Annotated in this window: 19 protein-coding genes, 1 tRNA gene and 1 other annotated feature; of the genes, 3 read left to right on the top strand and 17 right to left on the bottom strand. The window is 34.1% G+C overall.

Annotated features, from left to right (window positions below; translation table 11 throughout):
* Nucleotides 1-77: 77 nt before the first annotated feature.
* The 3 genes from FC72_RS00325 to miaA all read right to left on the bottom strand — a co-directional run bounded on the left by FC72_RS00325 (nt 78) and on the right by miaA (nt 2,648).
* Nucleotides 78-151 (bottom strand) — tRNA-Arg (locus FC72_RS00325).
* A gap of 324 nt (nt 152-475) precedes the next feature.
* Nucleotides 476-1,729 (bottom strand): methionine gamma-lyase family protein, encoded by a 1,254-nt coding sequence (locus FC72_RS00320; protein ID WP_057763603.1) that lies wholly within the window; start codon nt 1,727-1,729, stop codon nt 476-478.
* Nucleotides 1,713-2,648: a tRNA (adenosine(37)-N6)-dimethylallyltransferase MiaA gene (gene miaA, locus FC72_RS00315; protein WP_057763600.1), complete on the bottom strand. Its 936-nt coding sequence runs from the start codon at nt 2,646-2,648 to the stop codon at nt 1,713-1,715. Before miaA ends, FC72_RS00320 begins: the two co-directional genes overlap by 17 nt.
* Before the next feature lie 82 nt (nt 2,649-2,730).
* Between miaA and FC72_RS00310 the strand changes: the two genes are divergently transcribed.
* Nucleotides 2,731-2,925 carry a DUF3042 family protein gene (locus FC72_RS00310; protein WP_057763598.1) on the top strand — a complete coding sequence of 65 codons (195 nt, stop codon included), beginning with the start codon at nt 2,731-2,733 and terminating at the stop codon, nt 2,923-2,925.
* Between the two features lie 45 nt (nt 2,926-2,970).
* Here FC72_RS00310 and FC72_RS00305 read toward each other — a convergent pair whose 3' ends face one another.
* The 13 genes from FC72_RS00305 to FC72_RS00250 form a co-directional block, all read right to left on the bottom strand.
* Entirely contained in the window at nt 2,971-3,375 is a 405-nt protein-coding gene (locus tag FC72_RS00305) for a rhodanese-like domain-containing protein (RefSeq protein WP_057763596.1), read from the bottom strand.
* Between the two features lie 11 nt (nt 3,376-3,386).
* The gene (locus tag FC72_RS00300; protein WP_057763594.1) at nt 3,387-4,349 is read right to left on the bottom strand and encodes an ROK family glucokinase; all 963 of its coding nucleotides are present in this window, start codon (nt 4,347-4,349) and stop codon (nt 3,387-3,389) included.
* Nucleotides 4,350-4,351: 2 nt separating this feature from the next.
* On the bottom strand, nt 4,352-4,585 hold the full coding sequence (locus FC72_RS00295; RefSeq protein WP_057763592.1) for a YqgQ family protein: 234 nt from the start codon (nt 4,583-4,585) through the stop codon (nt 4,352-4,354).
* On the bottom strand, nt 4,578-5,243 hold the full coding sequence (locus FC72_RS00290) for a rhomboid family intramembrane serine protease (protein WP_057763591.1): 666 nt from the start codon (nt 5,241-5,243) through the stop codon (nt 4,578-4,580). Before FC72_RS00290 ends, FC72_RS00295 begins: the two co-directional genes overlap by 8 nt.
* A complete protein-coding gene (locus tag FC72_RS00285; protein ID WP_057763589.1) occupies nt 5,236-5,799 on the bottom strand; it encodes a 5-formyltetrahydrofolate cyclo-ligase in 564 nt (187 codons plus the stop codon). The genes FC72_RS00290 and FC72_RS00285 overlap by 8 nt, the downstream gene beginning before the upstream one ends.
* A 49-nt stretch (nt 5,800-5,848) precedes the next feature.
* Nucleotides 5,849-5,998 carry a 50S ribosomal protein L33 gene (rpmG, locus tag FC72_RS10605; RefSeq protein WP_083480699.1) on the bottom strand — a complete coding sequence of 50 codons (150 nt, stop codon included), beginning with the start codon at nt 5,996-5,998 and terminating at the stop codon, nt 5,849-5,851.
* A gap of 87 nt (nt 5,999-6,085) precedes the next feature.
* The gene (locus FC72_RS00280) at nt 6,086-8,203 is read right to left on the bottom strand and encodes a peptidoglycan D,D-transpeptidase FtsI family protein (RefSeq protein WP_057763587.1); all 2,118 of its coding nucleotides are present in this window, start codon (nt 8,201-8,203) and stop codon (nt 6,086-6,088) included.
* A 28-nt stretch (nt 8,204-8,231) separates the two neighbouring features.
* The gene (locus tag FC72_RS00275) at nt 8,232-8,528 is read right to left on the bottom strand and encodes a HesB/YadR/YfhF family protein (RefSeq protein WP_057763585.1); all 297 of its coding nucleotides are present in this window, start codon (nt 8,526-8,528) and stop codon (nt 8,232-8,234) included.
* A 51-nt stretch (nt 8,529-8,579) separates the two neighbouring features.
* The gene (gene greA, locus FC72_RS00270) at nt 8,580-9,056 is read right to left on the bottom strand and encodes a transcription elongation factor GreA (protein WP_057763584.1); all 477 of its coding nucleotides are present in this window, start codon (nt 9,054-9,056) and stop codon (nt 8,580-8,582) included.
* A 109-nt stretch (nt 9,057-9,165) separates the two neighbouring features.
* The gene (mltG, locus tag FC72_RS00265) at nt 9,166-10,314 is read right to left on the bottom strand and encodes an endolytic transglycosylase MltG (protein WP_057763582.1); all 1,149 of its coding nucleotides are present in this window, start codon (nt 10,312-10,314) and stop codon (nt 9,166-9,168) included.
* A gap of 52 nt (nt 10,315-10,366) precedes the next feature.
* Nucleotides 10,367-12,775 carry a phenylalanine--tRNA ligase subunit beta gene (gene pheT / locus FC72_RS00260; protein WP_057763580.1) on the bottom strand — a complete coding sequence of 803 codons (2,409 nt, stop codon included), beginning with the start codon at nt 12,773-12,775 and terminating at the stop codon, nt 10,367-10,369.
* A gap of 4 nt (nt 12,776-12,779) precedes the next feature.
* Nucleotides 12,780-13,826, bottom strand: coding sequence for a phenylalanine--tRNA ligase subunit alpha (gene pheS, locus FC72_RS00255; RefSeq protein WP_057763577.1), 1,047 nt, complete (start codon nt 13,824-13,826; stop codon nt 12,780-12,782).
* A 52-nt stretch (nt 13,827-13,878) separates the two neighbouring features.
* Nucleotides 13,879-14,061 (bottom strand) — a binding site (T-box leader).
* Nucleotides 14,062-14,109: 48 nt separating this feature from the next.
* Nucleotides 14,110-14,868: a TrmH family RNA methyltransferase gene (locus tag FC72_RS00250; protein WP_057763576.1), complete on the bottom strand. Its 759-nt coding sequence runs from the start codon at nt 14,866-14,868 to the stop codon at nt 14,110-14,112.
* 66 nt (nt 14,869-14,934) lie between these two features.
* Between FC72_RS00250 and FC72_RS00245 the strand changes: the two genes are divergently transcribed.
* Entirely contained in the window at nt 14,935-15,210 is a 276-nt protein-coding gene (locus FC72_RS00245; protein ID WP_057763574.1) for an acylphosphatase, read from the top strand.
* Nucleotides 15,211-15,266: 56 nt separating this feature from the next.
* Nucleotides 15,267-16,256, top strand: coding sequence for a membrane protein insertase YidC (yidC, locus tag FC72_RS00240; protein WP_057763572.1), 990 nt, complete (start codon nt 15,267-15,269; stop codon nt 16,254-16,256).
* 156 nt (nt 16,257-16,412) lie between these two features.
* Here yidC and FC72_RS00235 read toward each other — a convergent pair whose 3' ends face one another.
* Nucleotides 16,413-17,333: a LysR family transcriptional regulator gene (locus tag FC72_RS00235; protein ID WP_057763570.1), complete on the bottom strand. Its 921-nt coding sequence runs from the start codon at nt 17,331-17,333 to the stop codon at nt 16,413-16,415.
* Nucleotides 17,334-17,415 lie beyond the last annotated feature (82 nt).

Below are 17,415 nucleotides of genomic sequence, written 5' to 3'. Positions count from 1 at the left end.
ATTATTTAAATTGAAATTAAAAAGGCAAAAGAAAAAGTCGTAAGTATTGATAAACAATACTTACGACTTTTTAATTATGCCGCAGGTGAGATTCGAACTCACGACCTACGGTTTAGAAGACCGTTGCTCTATCCAGCTGAGCCACTGCGACATCACTTGTACTATTATAGATAATGTACCTGTTATATGTCAACGGGAAAAATAAAAAAAATCATTTTTATTAGACTAAAAAAACTAGATCTTACGATCTAGTTTAATCATTATTTATTTTCTTTCTCTAATTCAGCAGCAATTTCGCGATCATGAACAACATCCTTGGAATCCTTAGGACTATCATTCTTTACAATTTGAATTAAGTTTTCTAGTTTCATAGACCCACACTCCAAGTTTTAAGACAGCTTTTTATGTCATCCGTATCTGGACAATATCTTTGATTGCTGATAATTTCAATTAAATAACTAAGATACTTACATTATTAAAAGAATAACTCTTTACATGCATTTGAAATGGCGATTTTAACATGCTCGTAAGTTAATCCTCCCTGGATATAAATAATGTATGGGGCACGCATTGGACCATCTGCAGAAAATTCTACACTGGCACCTGAAACAAACGTACCTGCAGCCATAACGACTTCATCTTCATACCCTGACATCGGACTAGGTATTGGCAAAACGTTTGAATCAATTGGTGAGAACTTTTGAACCATTTTAGTAAACTGAACCATTTTTTCAGGATCATTAAAAGTAATAGTTTGAATTAAATCGGTTCTGTCTTCATTCCACTTAGGTGAAACGTTCAAACCAAGATTTTCAAAGATGGCTGCTTCAAAGATTGCTCCTTTAATAGCATTACCTGTAACTCGAGGTGCCATAAAAAATCCTTGGAACATTTCAGCTTGACGATCAATAGTTGCTCCCTCAGAATCACCAATTCCAGGAGCAGTTAAACGATAGCTAGATAGTTCAACTAATTCTTTTTTACCGACAATATATCCACCAGTTCTAGCTAGACCACCACCGGCATTCTTAATTAAAGATCCTGCCATAATATCTGCGCCAACTTCAGTTGGTTCGATAGTTTCGGAAAATTCTCCGTAACAATTGTCAACGAACACAATTGCATCCGGTTTCACAGAACGAATATGCTTGATAATTTCAGCAATTTCAGCGACTGTTAAACTCTTTCGAGTTGAATAACCTCTAGATCTTTGAATTGCAATAACTTTAGGAGTCTGCTCTTTTATTTTCTTTTCCATAGTTGCAAAATCAACCTTGTCGCCGATCATCTCAACAAAATCAAAGCCAATCTTATAATCTATTAATGAACCCTTTTTATTTCCAGCTGTTCCCACTACTTCTTGCATAGTATCGTATGGTTCGCCAGTTACATATAGCAAATTATTTCCTGGACGAAGCATTCCAAACAATGCTGTAGCTAAAGTATGTGTACCCGAAACAAATTGTGGTCTAACTAATGCAGCTTCAGTTTTAAAAACATCCGCATATATAGCTTCTAATTGATCGCGACCACGGTCATCATCCCCATAACCAGTTGTTCCAAGTAAACTACTTTCGTCAATTCCCTCATTGCGAAAGGCAGTTAAAACTTTATCTTGATTATCTAAAACTCGATTGTCGATCTCAGATAATTTATCAGAAATTTGTTGATCTGTTTTCTTGATAACTTCCTTTAGTTTATCTGGAAATTCTTTATCCCAAGTAGTCATTTCTTCCTCCTAAAAATTTTTCTATCTTTTGACTGATTACTTGCTGGTAGTCAGTCACATCACTAATGTTATACCAATCTACATTCATTTGATTTCTAAAATAAGTCAGCTGCCTTTTAGCAAAATGACGAGAATTTTTCTTTATCTCGTCCAAACAATCATCTAAGCTAGAAGTTCCGTCAAAATAAGGGAATAGTTCTTTATAGCCAATACCATTTTTAGCCTGTGGTATATCATCTTGGTTATCATAAACTAATTTAGCTTCCTCTATAAGTCCCATATCAACCATTTTATCGACTCTCAAATTAATACGATCATATAACTTATCGCGATCGTCAGTTAGTCCTATAATATAAAAATCAGCCCACTTAGAACCATTTTCTTGTTCAGTGATAGATTTTCCAGTTGTCTTATAAACTTCAATTGCACGTATAACACGTCGTGAATTACTAATATCTATCGAATCAAAAGCAACTCTGTCAGTTTTTTTCAAGATATTTTGTAATACTTCTAATTTACCACTTTTTTCCAAATTTAATAATTCTTCTCGTAATTTATCATCTCCAGATGATGATCCACCCAGATTAAGGTTCTGTACTAAGGAGTTCAGATAAAATCCCGTTCCCCCAACAACAAACGGAATCTTATTATTTTTACTAAGTTCATGAACGATTTGAACAGATTTTTCCTGAAAATCTTTAACTGTATATCGCTGATTTACATTACATATGTCCACCAAATGATGTCTAACGAGTTTTAATTCCTCAGGAGAGTCTTTGGCTGTACCAATATCTAAATGACGATATATCTGCATAGAATCGCCAGAAATTATCTCTCCATCAAATTTTTGTGCCAAGTTAATACCTAAAGCACTCTTTCCAACAGCGGTTGGACCCACGATTGCTATAATTTTTTCCAAAAAATCCACCTCTAACGCCAATTTTATAGATATTTTTACAAAAATACGCCATAATGTAATCAAGGATAGGAGGTATGACATTATGGCTAAACAACAAAAACATTTTCGCTTTGCTAAGGGATTTTTAATCGGTTCAGTAACTACTGCTACTGCAGTATATGGTGCTCTTCATGCTTTTAAGAAACACGTAATTGAACCTGAAGATCAAGAAAACGAACGCATTGAAGCTAACCGTCGTCGTGCAAACCGTAAAAGCCTACAAGCACATCAAGGCTAAAAATTTGACCCATAGCAAAAAGTCGAGACAATGTCTCGACTTTTTTTATAGTTTTGTAGTTTTTTTAGTTTTACCTTTCCATTCAGAAAAGCGTTCGTCTAACCATTTAACATCCTCAAAGCCCCATTTTTTTAGCTTCAAAGCTGCTCTAATACTTACAGAGGGACGTTCTTCATATAAAAACACTGGTAAATCAGGTCTCAATTCACCTTCGTTATACTTCAATTGAGTATAAGGTAAATTTCTAGCGCCTAAAATATGTTTAGAATCAAAATTATTTTTTTCACGTAAATCAATAATTTGAGCTCTTCTCATATTTGCCTCAAATTCGTCTTGATCGATGGCACCTTTTAATTTTTTGGCTTGTATTTTGTAGTAAGCCCAGGAACCAACCATATAAACGAAGAAAGCAATTACAATAACATATAAAACAACATTTAAAACATCCATCAATAATCCCCCTATTTCATCTTGATCAATGAAGCAGCGCCAATAACACCAGCACCATTACCAAGACTAGCCAAACGTAATTCAGTTGAATCTTTGATAGTAGCGAACTCGTTAACGCGCATAGCTTTGTTAACTTTATCCAATAAGAAATCACCAGCAGCTGAAACGCCACCACCAATAACAACATATTTTGGATTTAGTGAATTAGCAACATTTGCTAAAGCAAAACCTAATGAGTCACATACATAATCTGCAACGATAGATGCAAGATCATCATTCTTTTTAGCCAAATCAAAAACATCCTTAGCAGAAATATCTTGACCATCATCTAACATAGCTTTAAGTTCAGAGTCACCAGCATATTCAGAAGCACGATCTCTTGCGACGTGTACGATACCAGTTGCTGATGCTATAGTTTCCAAGCAACCACGTTTTCCACATGTACATAAGAATCCATCAGGTTCAACTGTAACGTGACCAATTTCTCCGGCTGCACCACTAGCACCATGCAAGATATTACCGTTGGCAATAATTCCGCCACCAACACCAGTACCTAAGGTTACGAATACAACATCATCAGCGTTGTTACCAGCACCCTTCCATCTTTCACCAAGTGCGGCTACGTTAGCATCGTTTTCGATTGTAACGGGAATTCCTGTACCCTTTTCAATATCACGAACAGGGTAAACAGAATTAGTCCAATTAAGATTATATGCGCCCTTAATTGTACCTTCTTTAAAATTAATTGTACCTGGTGATCCTAAACCGATACCACTAAATTGATCTGCTGTCATTTCATACATTTTTAGATGATGATTGATTGAATCAACAATATCTGGAATAATCATTTGACCATCTGCAAGTACATTAGTTTCAATACTCCATTTTTGTTGAATATCCCCATCAGCAGTAAGGATCGCAAATTTAATTGTTGTACCACCTAGGTCAACACCGATTAATTTTTTTTCTACCACTTTTATCTTTCCTTCTCTTCTTTATCTTTATGCTCTTCTTTTCTGTGCTCTGACTTTAATACCAACTGCGCGTTAATAAAGGTCTTTTTATCAATCATTTCATTATTATATAAATTTCTGACTTCGATTGACATCAATTCAATGTCCCAAAGCCTTTTACCTAAATGAACATAGGTTCCAAAACGCTTCAGCAATTGTTGTACGTCATAGAGATTTTTTAAACTTAAATTATCCAATGTTCATACCTCTTACATACATAAAGTAAGAAACAACAATAATAATTATTACTGAAACTACCCTAATTATCAACTTCGGACGAGTACTTTTTGGCAATCCTAGAACGACACCTAAGAAAAATCCACCAATGATACCACCAATATGTCCCCAAATATCAAAATTTGAACCTACTAAACTGATCAGTAAGTTAAGAACAATCAAAGTCAAAAATGACTTACCTAGTTCCCAGAATCCTTGATTCTCGCGATATATTAAGGCAAACGACAAAAAGGCAGCAAATGTACCAAATAATGACGTACTTGCTCCAGCTGATATAGTGTAATATCCACCGAAAGCAAAACTAGCTAGATTACCAACTATTCCACTAAGTATATATAAAACAAAGAATCGCCAATGTCCCATTAACGGTTCTAGTGACTTACCCATGATGTATAGGGTAAATCCATTCATTAGAATATGAAATATACCTATGTGTAAAAATATTGGTGTAATCAAGCGCCACCATTGTCCATCCTGAATCAAAGGAGTAACCTTTGCTCCAAAATTAACTAAAGTACCAGTACTTGTGGAACCACCACTAAGTGTTTCCAATACGAAGACAAAAACCGTTACAGCCAATAATAACCATGTAACATAAGGTTCTCTTTCTCTATACATTGTTATTGCCTTTCACCGTGATAATTTTATCCACTGGTTTGTCTAATACATAAATAGGCCAAGGAGTTTGCAAATAGTATTGTTCAGATAATGCTAAAGCAACGGTTCTAGTAGGATAAGATGCCAAATAACGATCATAATATCCTGCCCCAAAACCTAAACGATTATTACCATCTTTTGAAAAAGCCACACCTGGAACAATTATAAGTTCAGGCGGATTTAGTGTATCAGTCTCAAAATTAACTGGTTCTCTAACTCCAAAAGAATTAGTCTCAAGTGGAGTTTCACTTGTATATTTAACAAAAGTCATAGTGTAATCTGAAAATGTTTTAGGGATATATACGTCTTTACCCATATCCCAACAATATTTAATAATCGGAAAAGTAGGAATTTCATTATTCATACTCAAAGTAATACCAATACTTTTAGCATTTAAAAATTCTTCATCTTGAAATAATTGCATATATAGATCATTTATCTCTTCTTGAGCATTACCTGATCTCATAAATTCATCAATTAAGTCAATTTGCTTTTTTCTAAAACTGACTTTGTCCAATTTTTTGCCTCCCTAGTAAAAAAAAACAACAGGGCTATTAACCTGTTGTTTATTTTGTTTCACGATGCAATGTAACAGTACGTTCGCGTGGGCAATACTTCTTAAGTTCAAGACGCTCTGGATTGTTACGTTTGCTCTTGTTTGTTAGATATGTACGTTCATGACATGAAGTACATTCCATTGTTATATTTACTCTCATTAGGAACATCCTTTCAATTATACTTAACTAAAATTCAACTAATTAAATATACCATTTTTTCAGACATTTTAAAAGAATTAATTTAGATTAATCCTTTCCCTGTCCTGTCATTTTATAGTAATATTCATAAATTGCCTTTGCAACAACCTGAGAATAATTACCAGACTCAGAAGTAATGTTAGGGAACACAACAGCCATGGCAATATTAGGATCATCATACGGACCAAACGATACCAAACTATTATTAATAGTTTCAGGTGGATTAGTATTATTAGGATCCTTAGGATTAAAGTAGAATGTCTGAGCAGTACCAGTTTTAGCTGCAACCGCTGGCGTTAGATCCTTAAGTTTTGTAGCAGTTGTCCATCCGTTTGTACCATGAACAGCGGCGTACATACCTCTTCTAACAACGTTAAGTTCAGAATTAGTAAATCCAACTCGATTCAAGACCTTAGGTTGAGTAACTGATTGAATTGCACCTTTTTTACCATTGTCATTTGTCTTTTGAATAGACTGAACAATATAAGGACGCATTCTATATCCTCCATTAGCAATAGTGGATATGTATTGTGCCATTTCCATTAAAGTATATGAATCGTAGTTACCAAAAGATAGATCCAGTGCGGAACCTGTTTTTAATTGTCCATCGCTATTATGCGTAGAACCGACAAGTCCAGTCGTTTCACCAGAAATATCAACACCTGTTTTAACACCAAGTCCAAATTGATTAAAATATCCTCTCATCTTAGAGAAAATATCTGAATCCATATGAATATATGAATTAGGTGTGTACTTTGCATTAGCTTCTTTCATTGCCAATGCCATCATGTACTCATTAGATGAAACTTGAAGTGCCATTTCAGCATTCAAACTACTAAATGTACCAATTGGGTAAACTGATTTTTTAATTGCAGTACCTGGTAAATAGATAGGGACATCAGCCTGCGTATTATTAGTTGGCGTAATTACTCCATCCATCAAAGCACCTAGAACAGTCGCACCTTTAACAGCAGATCCCATAACGAAGGCTCTATTGATAACACCTAGTGAATCTTCTGTTGTTTTACCAGTAGTTGGATCATTCCTAATACCTGACATAGCCATGATGGCACCAGTCTTAGGATTCATAACTACAACGTATGCACCATCAGAATACTGAGTAACACCATCAGCTTGAGCAGCACTATACGTAGAGTCTAAAATACTTTTAACTTTCTTTTGGAACTTTGAATCAAGCGTAAGATTCAAATTTCCACCTTTTTCACCTTTGTATACTAGCTTGCTTTTCTTAATTTGGTTATTACCACCAATTTGTACTTCTCTTTGACTCTTAGTACCAGAAAGAATACTCTCATAACTCTTCTCTAAATAACTTGTACCAACACGATCATTACGAGAATATCCGGCAGCTAACATTTGATTCAACTCATCATCTGGAATACCTTGTTTTTCCGTAGAAACTCCACCAATAATACTTGCAATAGACTTACCTTGTGGATATTCACGATTCCAATTTGTACCAATATTTACACCTGGCAACTCGGTCAAATGTTCACTTACTTGAGCAATTTCTTTAGATGTAAGATTGGTATCTTTCAAAAAGACTGTTGAAAGAGAATAAGCTGAACTCATTTTCTTAAATACAGACGCTTTAGCAAGTTCTTCTGAGTTTAAATGAATTCCTTCTTCTTTAATATACTTAATTTCATTATTATAAAGTTTGCTTGGAGAGAGTTGGTCACCATTTGAGTCGACTCTTTGTGACTTGGGCATCTGTTTAGCAACTTTTGCCGATTTTCCAGGTGCGGCCAAGATATAGTCAGCTTTATCACGAGTTGATAGACTTTCTTTTTCAAAAGAAACGTATTTAGTTAGACGATTGACAATTTGGTAAATATCACTGGATTTGACACTAGAACTCTTTGTATAAGTTATTGCGTTTTCCGTTGAATTACCGACTAACAATCTTCCTTTTGAATCATAAATCATTCCACGAGGTACGTTACCGCTCATTACTGTTTTGTCCGTTCGATTAACTTCAGCAACAAATTTACCACCATAAACGATTTGTAAATATGCAAGTTGTCCTACCAATAAAGCAAACAAGGCAAAAACAATAAAAAAAAGCAGGTTCAGTCTAAATGGAATAGTAGACTTTGATTGACTACCTGTTCTTTTCTTTATTATATCGAGTATTTTTCTCATAGGTTTCCCTTCAAAACATTAAAAAGCATTATTCATTAGATTTAAAGATATACTTTGGACCATCCAATTCAGGATCATATTCTACTAAAAGGTCATATCTAGTAAAGAACCAAACATCACTATCAGTAATAAAGTAAGTAACACCATTGATTTCTGTACTTGATTCAGGTTTAACAGGTTTCTCAGTTCTAAATGCGATTGAAAAGCCTTCGTGAACCATTGTTTTGCCGTAAACCTTACCATAAAAATGAATTCCATCACCTGGTTTAACTCCTACTTCATCTTCAAACCATTTTGATGCTTCCTCAGTTAATTCAATTTTCATTTCTTTCACCCCACTATATGTATAAAATAAACATAGCAGAAAACGATTACATTATGCAACTCCGACGGCTTTAATAGTTAAGTCATAACTTCCAACAGGTGTTTCAACTGTAACTACATCACCGACGTGTTTACCGATTAAAGCTTTAGCGATTGGTGAATCATTTGAAATCTTACCTGCATCTGGATCAGATTCAGCTGATCCTACGATAATATATTCTTCTGGATCATCATCGTCTTCTTGAACAGTTACCTTTTTACCAACAGAGACTTCATCATTTGCAACCTTGTCAGTATCAATAACGTTAGCATATTGAAGCATTTCAATAATTTGTGAAATACGTGATTCAACAACACTTTGTTCATCTTTTGCTGATGAGTATTCTGAATTTTCTGATAAATCACCAAAACCTCTGGCGATTTTAATTCTATTAATTACTTCAGGTCTTTTAACCTTTTTTAGATTTTCCAATTCCTCTTCCAGTTTTTGTTTACCTTCTGCAGTCATTGGATAACTTTTGTCTGCCATTTTAAACTTCCTCACTTTTAAAAATATCTTTAATTTATATTATTGAAAACTTCAAAATGTCACCTAACCAAAGGCTAGATGACACTTATCCATTATATCTAATTATGGACTATTGTCCTAGAGAAGAATTTCTATTCTCATGTTCTTGAAGAGTATGTGAGTAATAAACTTTACCTGTCTTCAAGTTAGCAACAAAGTATAGATAATCTTCATCTCTATCTGACGGATTCAATACCGCTTCAATAGATTGTAAACTTGGCGTGTTAAATGGACCAGGTCCATATCCCTTATTCTTATACAAGTTATATGGAGATTTTACACTGGTATCTTTATTTTTCAAACTAGTTTTATGTGTATTTAAAGCATACATAACAGAGATATCTGATTGTAGTGGCATATCTATATCAATACGATTAAAGAATACACCCGCGATCTTCTTACGATCTTTGTTAGTTACACCTTCACGCTCAACTAAGGATGCAAGAGTCAAGACTTGCTGAACTGTTAAGTTCTTTTCCTTTATTTGAGAATAATAAGGTTTTAACTTGTCATTTTCGTTAGAAACCATTTGGTTAACCAAGTCTTTTAAGGTCATCCCTTTATACATCCCATAAGTAGCTGGGAATAAATAACCTTCAAGGTGATATCTAACGTTCTTTTTCTTCATTGAAGAGTCCAATAATTCTGGATATTTCTTTTGAAGTGAAGCTAGATACTTTTTATCCTTCATTAATTTCAAGAAATCTTTTTTCTTGAAATTAGTTGTTTTTTGAATTTGGTCACCAATTTGGTCGATCGTAACACCTTCACGGACTAATACTGTATTAGTTGCTTTACCAGTTAGTTCAGCACTACTACCCTTTTGCAACTGCTTAACAACCTCATTCATAGACATTGCTTGCGTAAAATGATAGTAACCGGCCTGAAAATCAGTATAATTCTGAGCTTTTATATAGAAATTAAAAACTGTACCACTCTTAATAACCTTATCTTGCTCAAGTTCTTTAGCAATATCTTTACTTGAAGAACCTACGGGTACTTTAACAACAATGTCTTCCGTATTTTTGGAATTATATGGTTGTAATGAACTATTAACATAGTTAAATCCAATAATAGCTACAATTACTGCTAATACGGCAATTACACCAACAATCCAATATGCAATGTGATTTGCAACGGTTCGTTCCTTGGCACGTGTTGAAATTTTATCCTCAGATTCTTTTTTTAATGCTTCTTTCTTGTCATCCTTTTGGCTCAAGACACAGCCTCCCGAGTTAATTTATTAAATTATACCATTAGTTTGGGCGCTATTATCTTATTTCCACATTAAATTTTTGAACAAGACTATCTTTAATTACATCAAAAGCCTTTTCAACTGTTTCATCAGTCAATGTGTCATTAGGATTTTGGAAAACCAAATGGTAACCCAATGATTTATGACCTGGTTTTACATGTGAACCTTGGTAAAGGTCAAAGATATTAGCATCAATTAAGTATTTACCACCATTAGCGAAAATGTCATTGACGATTTGTCCGCTTTCAATATCCTTTTCAACCAAGATAGCTAAATCTCGACTTACACTAGGATACTTAGGAGCAGGTTGCGATTGTACTCTACGTTTGTTCAGATCAAATAACTCATCGACATTCAATTCAAAAACAAAAGTATCATTTACATTATGATCACTTTGGTAGCTAGGATGTAGTTTACCAATATATCCAACTCTTTGTCCATCCGCTGTTATAAATGCTGACTGGCCAGGATGCAAATTAGAGATTTGATTAGTTGCTATATACTCAAAATGAGCTTTAGCATTTGTAAATGAAAGAAGTTCTTCAACAATTCCTTTTACATCGTAGAAATCAACTTCTTTACTTGTTGTATTCCATGAGTCGTTAGTAACATTTCCACTGATAGCACCTGAAATATATTCTACTTCATTAGGACGGTCTTCACCTTGTGATCTATCGAAAATTCTTGATTGTTCAAAGATTGCAATGTCATCATTATTTCTTGCTTGATTATAAGCCACGTTATTAATTAGTCCAGGTATCAAACTAGTCCTTAAGTACTCATGATCTTCAGTCATTGGATGTAGAAGTTTTGTTAGATTTGTATCTTTAATATTGAAATCATTAACTTCTTCTTTACTCAAAAGGGCAAAATTGATTACTTCGTCTAATCCTTGGCCTAGTAATACATTACGCAATTTATTACTAAACTCACGTTTAGCTGAATAGCCACCCTTTGTTTCCATTCCTGCTGGTAAAGTTCCTTTAAGGTTTTCATAACCGTAAATTCTAATAACTTCTTCAATCAAATCAGCTTCAATTGACATATCAAAACGTCTTGTAGGAATTGTAACTGTTACCTTGTCACCATTAAGATCTGCTTCAAATCCAAGGCGATCAAAGATATTCATTATTTCATCAGAGGATAAACTCAATCCCATTAAGTGATTTATATGAGAAATACTTCCTTCGATGACTGTTGGTTTGGCTTCAGTTTTACTACCAACTATTTCTTCTGAAATTGATTCCACTTTTGCAAGTTCATCAACTAATTGACTAGCTCTAACTAAGGATTCTGAGACGTTCCCATTATCAACACCTTTTTCAAAGCGGTTAGAGGCATCTCCTCGCAAGTCATGACGTTGCGCTGATTTACGAACACTAGCCCCATCAAACACTGCGCTTTCTAATAGAACATTTTTAGTGTCTTTTGTTACTCTTGCGTTAATACTACCAGCAACTCCGGCTATACCTAGAATTTGTGAACCTGAAGCTACGATCAAGTCATTGTGACTCAATACTTTTTCAGTATCATCTTCTAAAGTAAACTTCTCACCACTTTTAGCGTTTCTTACAACTACTTTATTTTCTTGTAGTTTATCTAGATCATAAGCTTGAATTGGTTGACCGTATTCAATCATGACATAATTAGCTGAATCAATAATGTTATTTACTGGTTGAATATTTTGATTCCACAAACGACGTTGCATCCATAATGGACTTTCACCAACGGTAACACCCTTTAATTCTCGTAGTAAAAAGTCAGGAACCAATTTTTCATCATTTACTTCAGCAGTAACATCACTTGATTTAACAACTTTTGACTCATCGATAGTTGCTTTCTTGATTTCTGGTTTTTCATCATAAGTAGCGCCAATTTCCCAAGCAGCACCATTCATACCTAGTGTATCAGCACGATTAGGAGTAATATCCAAATCTACCATTTCATCAGTTAAGCCTAAAAGTTCCAATGCATTTGCACCAGTTTTTTCAGCTTCTGGAAATACATAGATTCCGTTATGATAGGCTTCTGGAACATACTTTTCAGGAACACCGATTTCATCTAAACCACAAATCATTCCGTTTGATTCAACTCCGCGGATCTTACCACGTTTAATACGGTTACCTTCTGGAAGATGTGCACCATGTCTTGCAACGATGACATATTGTCCATCAGCCACATTAGGAGCACCACAAACGATTTGAATATCCTCATCTTCACCAACATCTACTGTACAAATATTTAAATGATCAGAATCTGGGTGTGGCTTAATACTAGTAATATGACCAACAACTAATTTATCTAATCCTTCGCCCAATTTAACAGGACTTGATTCAATACCTGTCAATGATACCTTGTTTGCAATCTCTTCGACTGTATGAGTAACAGGAATATATTCTTTTAACCAACTTAATGAAATTTTCATATTACTAATTTACTCCTTTGAATTGTTCTAAGAATCTAACATCATTTAAATAGAAGTCACGGATATCTGTGATTCCATATTTAAGCATGGCAAATCTTTCAGGTCCAAGACCAAAGGCGATACCACTATAAACTGTTGAATCAATTCCAGACATTTCCAAAACATTAGGATGACTTAATCCAGCACCTAAAACTTCGATCCAACCGGTATATTTACAAATACGGCATCCTTCACCATTACAATTAAAACATGAAACATCAACTTCAACAGATGGTTCAGTAAATGGGAAGTAACTTGGACGAAAACGTATCTCTCTATTAGGTCCAAAGACATGGCGACATAGGGCTTCAAGTGTCCCTTTCAAGTCAGCCATACTTACGTTTTTATCAACAACCAATCCTTCAATTTGGTGAAATTGATGTGAATGAGTTGCATCATCATCATCACGACGATAAACAACACCTGGTGAGATAACCTTTAGAGGACCCTTAGAGAAATCGTGAGATTCCATATCTCGACCTTCTTGTGCAGATGTTTGTGTTCTCATAAGTAGTTCATCAGTTAAATAAAAAGTATCTTGCATATCACGAGCAGGATGGTTCTTTGGGATATTCAATCTTTCAAAATTATAATGATCTTCTTCGACTTCATGACCAGCATCAACACGATAACCTAAGCCAATAAAGAATTCCTCGATATCTTCAATTGTTTGTTTCAAAATATGTCTTGTACCAATATTTCTAGATTGTGCAGGCAAAGTAACATCAATTGTTTCTTCTTCTAGCTTCTTAGCTATCATTTGTTTATTTAATTCGTCCATTTTTTCTTCAATAGCTAATTGAATATCTTTTTTAACATTATTAGCTAAAGTACCGATTTCTGGACGTTCTTCAGCTGGAACACCTTTCATTCCACGTAATGCTTTGGTGATTGGTCCCTTTTTACCAAGTAAATTAACCCTCAAATCATTTAATTCCTGTAATTTTTCAGCTCGTTTTGCTTCATTAACACCATTTTTTCTTAGATCTTTTAACTTATCGTTTAATGACATTTTCTTCCTCCTACACAATTACTATCTGTACATAAAAAAGTCCTCATCCCAAATAAGGGACGAGGACTCGCGGTACCACCCTAGTTCATGTTAAATACATGCACTCAAATGGTTATATAGTGACCGACTTTAAAACTCCAAAAGTGAATTCACTAATTTGTTTGCCAAATCTTCTCAGTTTCCGATTCTTCCTGTCACAAACTTATTAGTTACTATTTTTCTTCAACGTTTTAATTATTAATATACATACGATTATACAAAAGGTATTTATTTTAGCAAGTTGTTAAATCTTTAATCCATATAACAAAATACCTGCAGCAACCGCAACATTGAGCGATTCAGCTTTACCCAAAATTGGGATATAGATATTTTTATCAGTCTTCTCTAAAACATCCTCAGTTAATCCATGAGCTTCATTTCCCATGATTACTGCAAAATCTGATGTTTTTTCTAATTCAGTATATGATTCAGCTTGGTCATTGACCTCAGATCCATACACTATTAAACCTGATTCTTTTGCCAAATCAATAGCTTTATGAAGATCCATTCTATAAATAGGCAAATGAAATTGACTTCCTTGCATTGAGCGTTGAACCTTAGGCTGATAAAAGTCAGCTGAATCAAGGCTTGTAATTACACCATCATAACCGGCAGCATCAGCTGTTCTAATGATAGTTCCGACATTACCTGGGTCTTGGACATCTGAAAGCATGACCCATTGACCTGATAAATCAGTTAATTCTTCTTTCTTTTGAACCTCAATTACTGCAAAAATTCCTTGAGGAGTCTTTGTCTCTGACAAACTTTGTGCAACATCATCAGAAATTCCAATTGCATTGTCATAATATTTCTTTACTAATCGATCATCTTCATGATTTTCTGTAACTAATATTTTAAGGATCTTTTGGTCATTAGCATCAGCTTCTCGTACTAAATGAAAACCCTCGATTAAATATGTTCCAGTTTTCTTGATATACTTAGTAGATGAAAGTTTAGCAATTTGTTTTATCTCATCATTTTTTTTAGATTCAATGTATTTCATAGGTTTCTTCCCTCTTGTTTTATAATTAGATAGTAACATACACAACAATTTGGAGTGAAAATAAAAATGAAACACCTTTCAATTAAAGTAAATGGATTAGTACAAGGAGTCGGTTTCAGATATTCGACTGTACGTTTAGCTACGGACGTGGGCGTCACCGGTACTGTGAAAAACGAACGTGACGGTTCAGTTTCGATTGAAGCTGAAGGTGATGAACGACTGCTATATATCTTTTTAAGCAAAGTTCAACAATCGCCCTCACCATTTGGAAAAGTTAAGCATTTGGATTATACTTTTTCCGATAATTTAAAATCGTATAGTAATTTCAAGGTCATTGGTTGAAAGACCAAATGCTTTACAGTATATTACTTTTATATGATTAAAAGGATGGTTTATAATTGAATAAAAAATTTATCAAATACGTATCAGTGCTATCACTTGTTGTTGTACTAGCATTGGTAGTATCGGGTTGTGCTCAATCTGGTGCTCAACATGCTCCAACTGGTGGACCTTATGGAATTATCTATAAGTATTTAGGTATTCCTTTCCAAAACCTTATTTTGGCAACTGCTAGAATAATCGGTGGTAAAAATGCTTATGCATGGGGAATCGTAATTATTTCTTTCGTAGTTCGTTTGTTGCTATTGCCTCTTTCTTTAAATCAACAATACAAATCAACTACACAACAAGAAAAAATGCGTGCCGTTCAACCTCAATTAGCTTTGATCCAAGAAAAGCAAAAAGAAGTTAAAGATCCTGCCGTTTCTCAAAAATTAAGTGCTTTAATGATGGACATTTATAAGAAGAACAACCTTAGTATCACAGGTGGCATGGGTTGCTTGCCTTTATTACTACAAATGCCTGTCCTAATTGCTATTTACCAAGCTGTGCAATATTCTAAACAAATTGGTTCTGCCGCTTTCTTGACAATTCCTCTTGGAAAACCAAGTTTTGTAATTGCAATTGTTGCTACTGTTTTCTATATCATTCAAAGTTGGATGTCATTGCAAATTGTACCAGCTGAACAAAGAAAACAAATGCAAATGATGTTGTTTATGAATCCTATGTTCACATTCTTTATCTCAATGTACGCTTCAGCTGCACTGGCACTATACTTCTTAGTTGGTGGTGTTGTTATCTTAATTCAACAAGCATTAACTAATTACGTTATGGTTCCAAAAGTTAGAAGAGAAACTGATGAATATCTAAAAGAACATCCTATTGAAGTCGTTGTTACCGAAGAAATTCTTGAAAAGATAATTAGTGGTTCTTCAAATAATACGTCAACAAATGCCTCTAATAATTCAGAAACAACAAATGTTCCTAAGGATGAACATGATAAAATACGTGAATTAAATAAGGGTAAACAAAATATTGACAAAAAATAGTTAGCTATTTTAGTTAAAAACGTGTATTGTAATATATGCAAGTAGCCTACTTGCATATGAGATTACATTATACATTCCAAAGATTTACTATAATGTAGTCCCGGACCTGTACCTAGGATTGGTGCAGGTCTATTTTTTTGTCTAATTTTTCAGTTATTAAATGATTTCAAACCCATATCCTCGAATATGTTGCTTCAACATCTTCAAATAAGTCTCGGCAATCGAACTAAGTTTTGACTGTCGTGGTTTTAGCCACCCTAAAGTCATTGAATCATCGACATCTAAAGGAATGGCGACGATCTTATCATCATTTAAAGCACTACTAATAATCCCCGAACTTATGGTGTAACCATTTAGTCCCACCATCAAGTTAAAGATTGTTGCTCGATCACTAACCTTAATACTCTTTTTATGGTCTATTGTGCTAAGGATTTCTTCAGAAAAGTAAAATGAATTGTTTTCTCCTTGTTCATATGATAAATAAGGATAATCAACTAAATCATCCAAACTTACTTTTTCTTTTTTTGTTAAGGGATTTTGTCTGCCAACAAAAACATGTGGTAAGGCAGTAAATAAAGGCGTGAAAATCAAATCTTTTTCCTTAAAAAGTTTTTGCATGACTCTTTCATTAAAGTGATTTAAATATAAAATTCCAATTTCACTCTTAAAATTAGTTAAATCACTCAAAATATTATCTGTTTCAGTTTCTCTTAAAGTGAACTGATATTCATCTGCATTAACTGTCTTGATCAGTTGTACAAAAGCGTGAACCACAAATGCATAGTGTTGTGCAGAGACTGAGAATGCTTGCTTTCTAACGACTTGTTTTTGATAACGCCCTTCCAATAATTGAACTTGATCCAAAACTTGTCGTGAATAAATCATAAATTCACGACCTTCATTAGTTAATGAGACCCCTAATTTACTTCTATTTAAAATCGTAATACCCATTTCTTTTTCTAGCTCTTTAATAGCATTAGATAAACTTGGCTGTGTAAGATAAAGTGCCTTAGCAGCCTCATTAATAGAACCCATCTTCACAATAGTTTCTAGATATTCCAATTGTTGAATTCTCATACTTAACCTCCACTTAAGATTAAGTATATTCTACGTTATAGTTTAAAACTATAATAGATAATTGTTTTTTACAGTTATTAAA

The sequence above is a fragment of the Companilactobacillus tucceti DSM 20183 genome (assembly GCF_001434665.1).
In the GTDB taxonomy this organism is placed as follows: domain Bacteria; phylum Bacillota; class Bacilli; order Lactobacillales; family Lactobacillaceae; genus Companilactobacillus; species Companilactobacillus tucceti.
This window is presented reverse-complemented; position numbering and strand designations above follow the sequence as displayed.

Coding starts and splice junctions, on each gene's coding strand:
- FC72_RS00320 (WP_057763603.1), bottom strand. CDS start 1,729: ATGACTACTTGGGATAAAGAATTTCCAGATAAACTAAAGGAAGTTATC.
- FC72_RS00310 (WP_057763598.1), top strand. CDS start 2,731: ATGGCTAAACAACAAAAACATTTTCGCTTTGCTAAGGGATTTTTAATC.
- FC72_RS00305 (WP_057763596.1), bottom strand. CDS start 3,375: ATGGATGTTTTAAATGTTGTTTTATATGTTATTGTAATTGCTTTCTTC.
- FC72_RS00290 (WP_057763591.1), bottom strand. CDS start 5,243: ATGTATAGAGAAAGAGAACCTTATGTTACATGGTTATTATTGGCTGTA.
- rpmG (WP_083480699.1), bottom strand. CDS start 5,998: ATGAGAGTAAATATAACAATGGAATGTACTTCATGTCATGAACGTACA.
- FC72_RS00280 (WP_057763587.1), bottom strand. CDS start 8,203: ATGAGAAAAATACTCGATATAATAAAGAAAAGAACAGGTAGTCAATCA.
- FC72_RS00275 (WP_057763585.1), bottom strand. CDS start 8,528: ATGAAAATTGAATTAACTGAGGAAGCATCAAAATGGTTTGAAGATGAA.
- greA (WP_057763584.1), bottom strand. CDS start 9,056: ATGGCAGACAAAAGTTATCCAATGACTGCAGAAGGTAAACAAAAACTG.
- pheT (WP_057763580.1), bottom strand. CDS start 12,775: ATGAAAATTTCATTAAGTTGGTTAAAAGAATATATTCCTGTTACTCAT.
- pheS (WP_057763577.1), bottom strand. CDS start 13,826: ATGTCATTAAACGATAAGTTAAAAGATCTAAGAAAAAATGGTGTTAAT.
- FC72_RS00250 (WP_057763576.1), bottom strand. CDS start 14,868: ATGAAATACATTGAATCTAAAAAAAATGATGAGATAAAACAAATTGCT.
- FC72_RS00245 (WP_057763574.1), top strand. CDS start 14,935: ATGAAACACCTTTCAATTAAAGTAAATGGATTAGTACAAGGAGTCGGT.
- FC72_RS00235 (WP_057763570.1), bottom strand. CDS start 17,333: ATGAGAATTCAACAATTGGAATATCTAGAAACTATTGTGAAGATGGGT.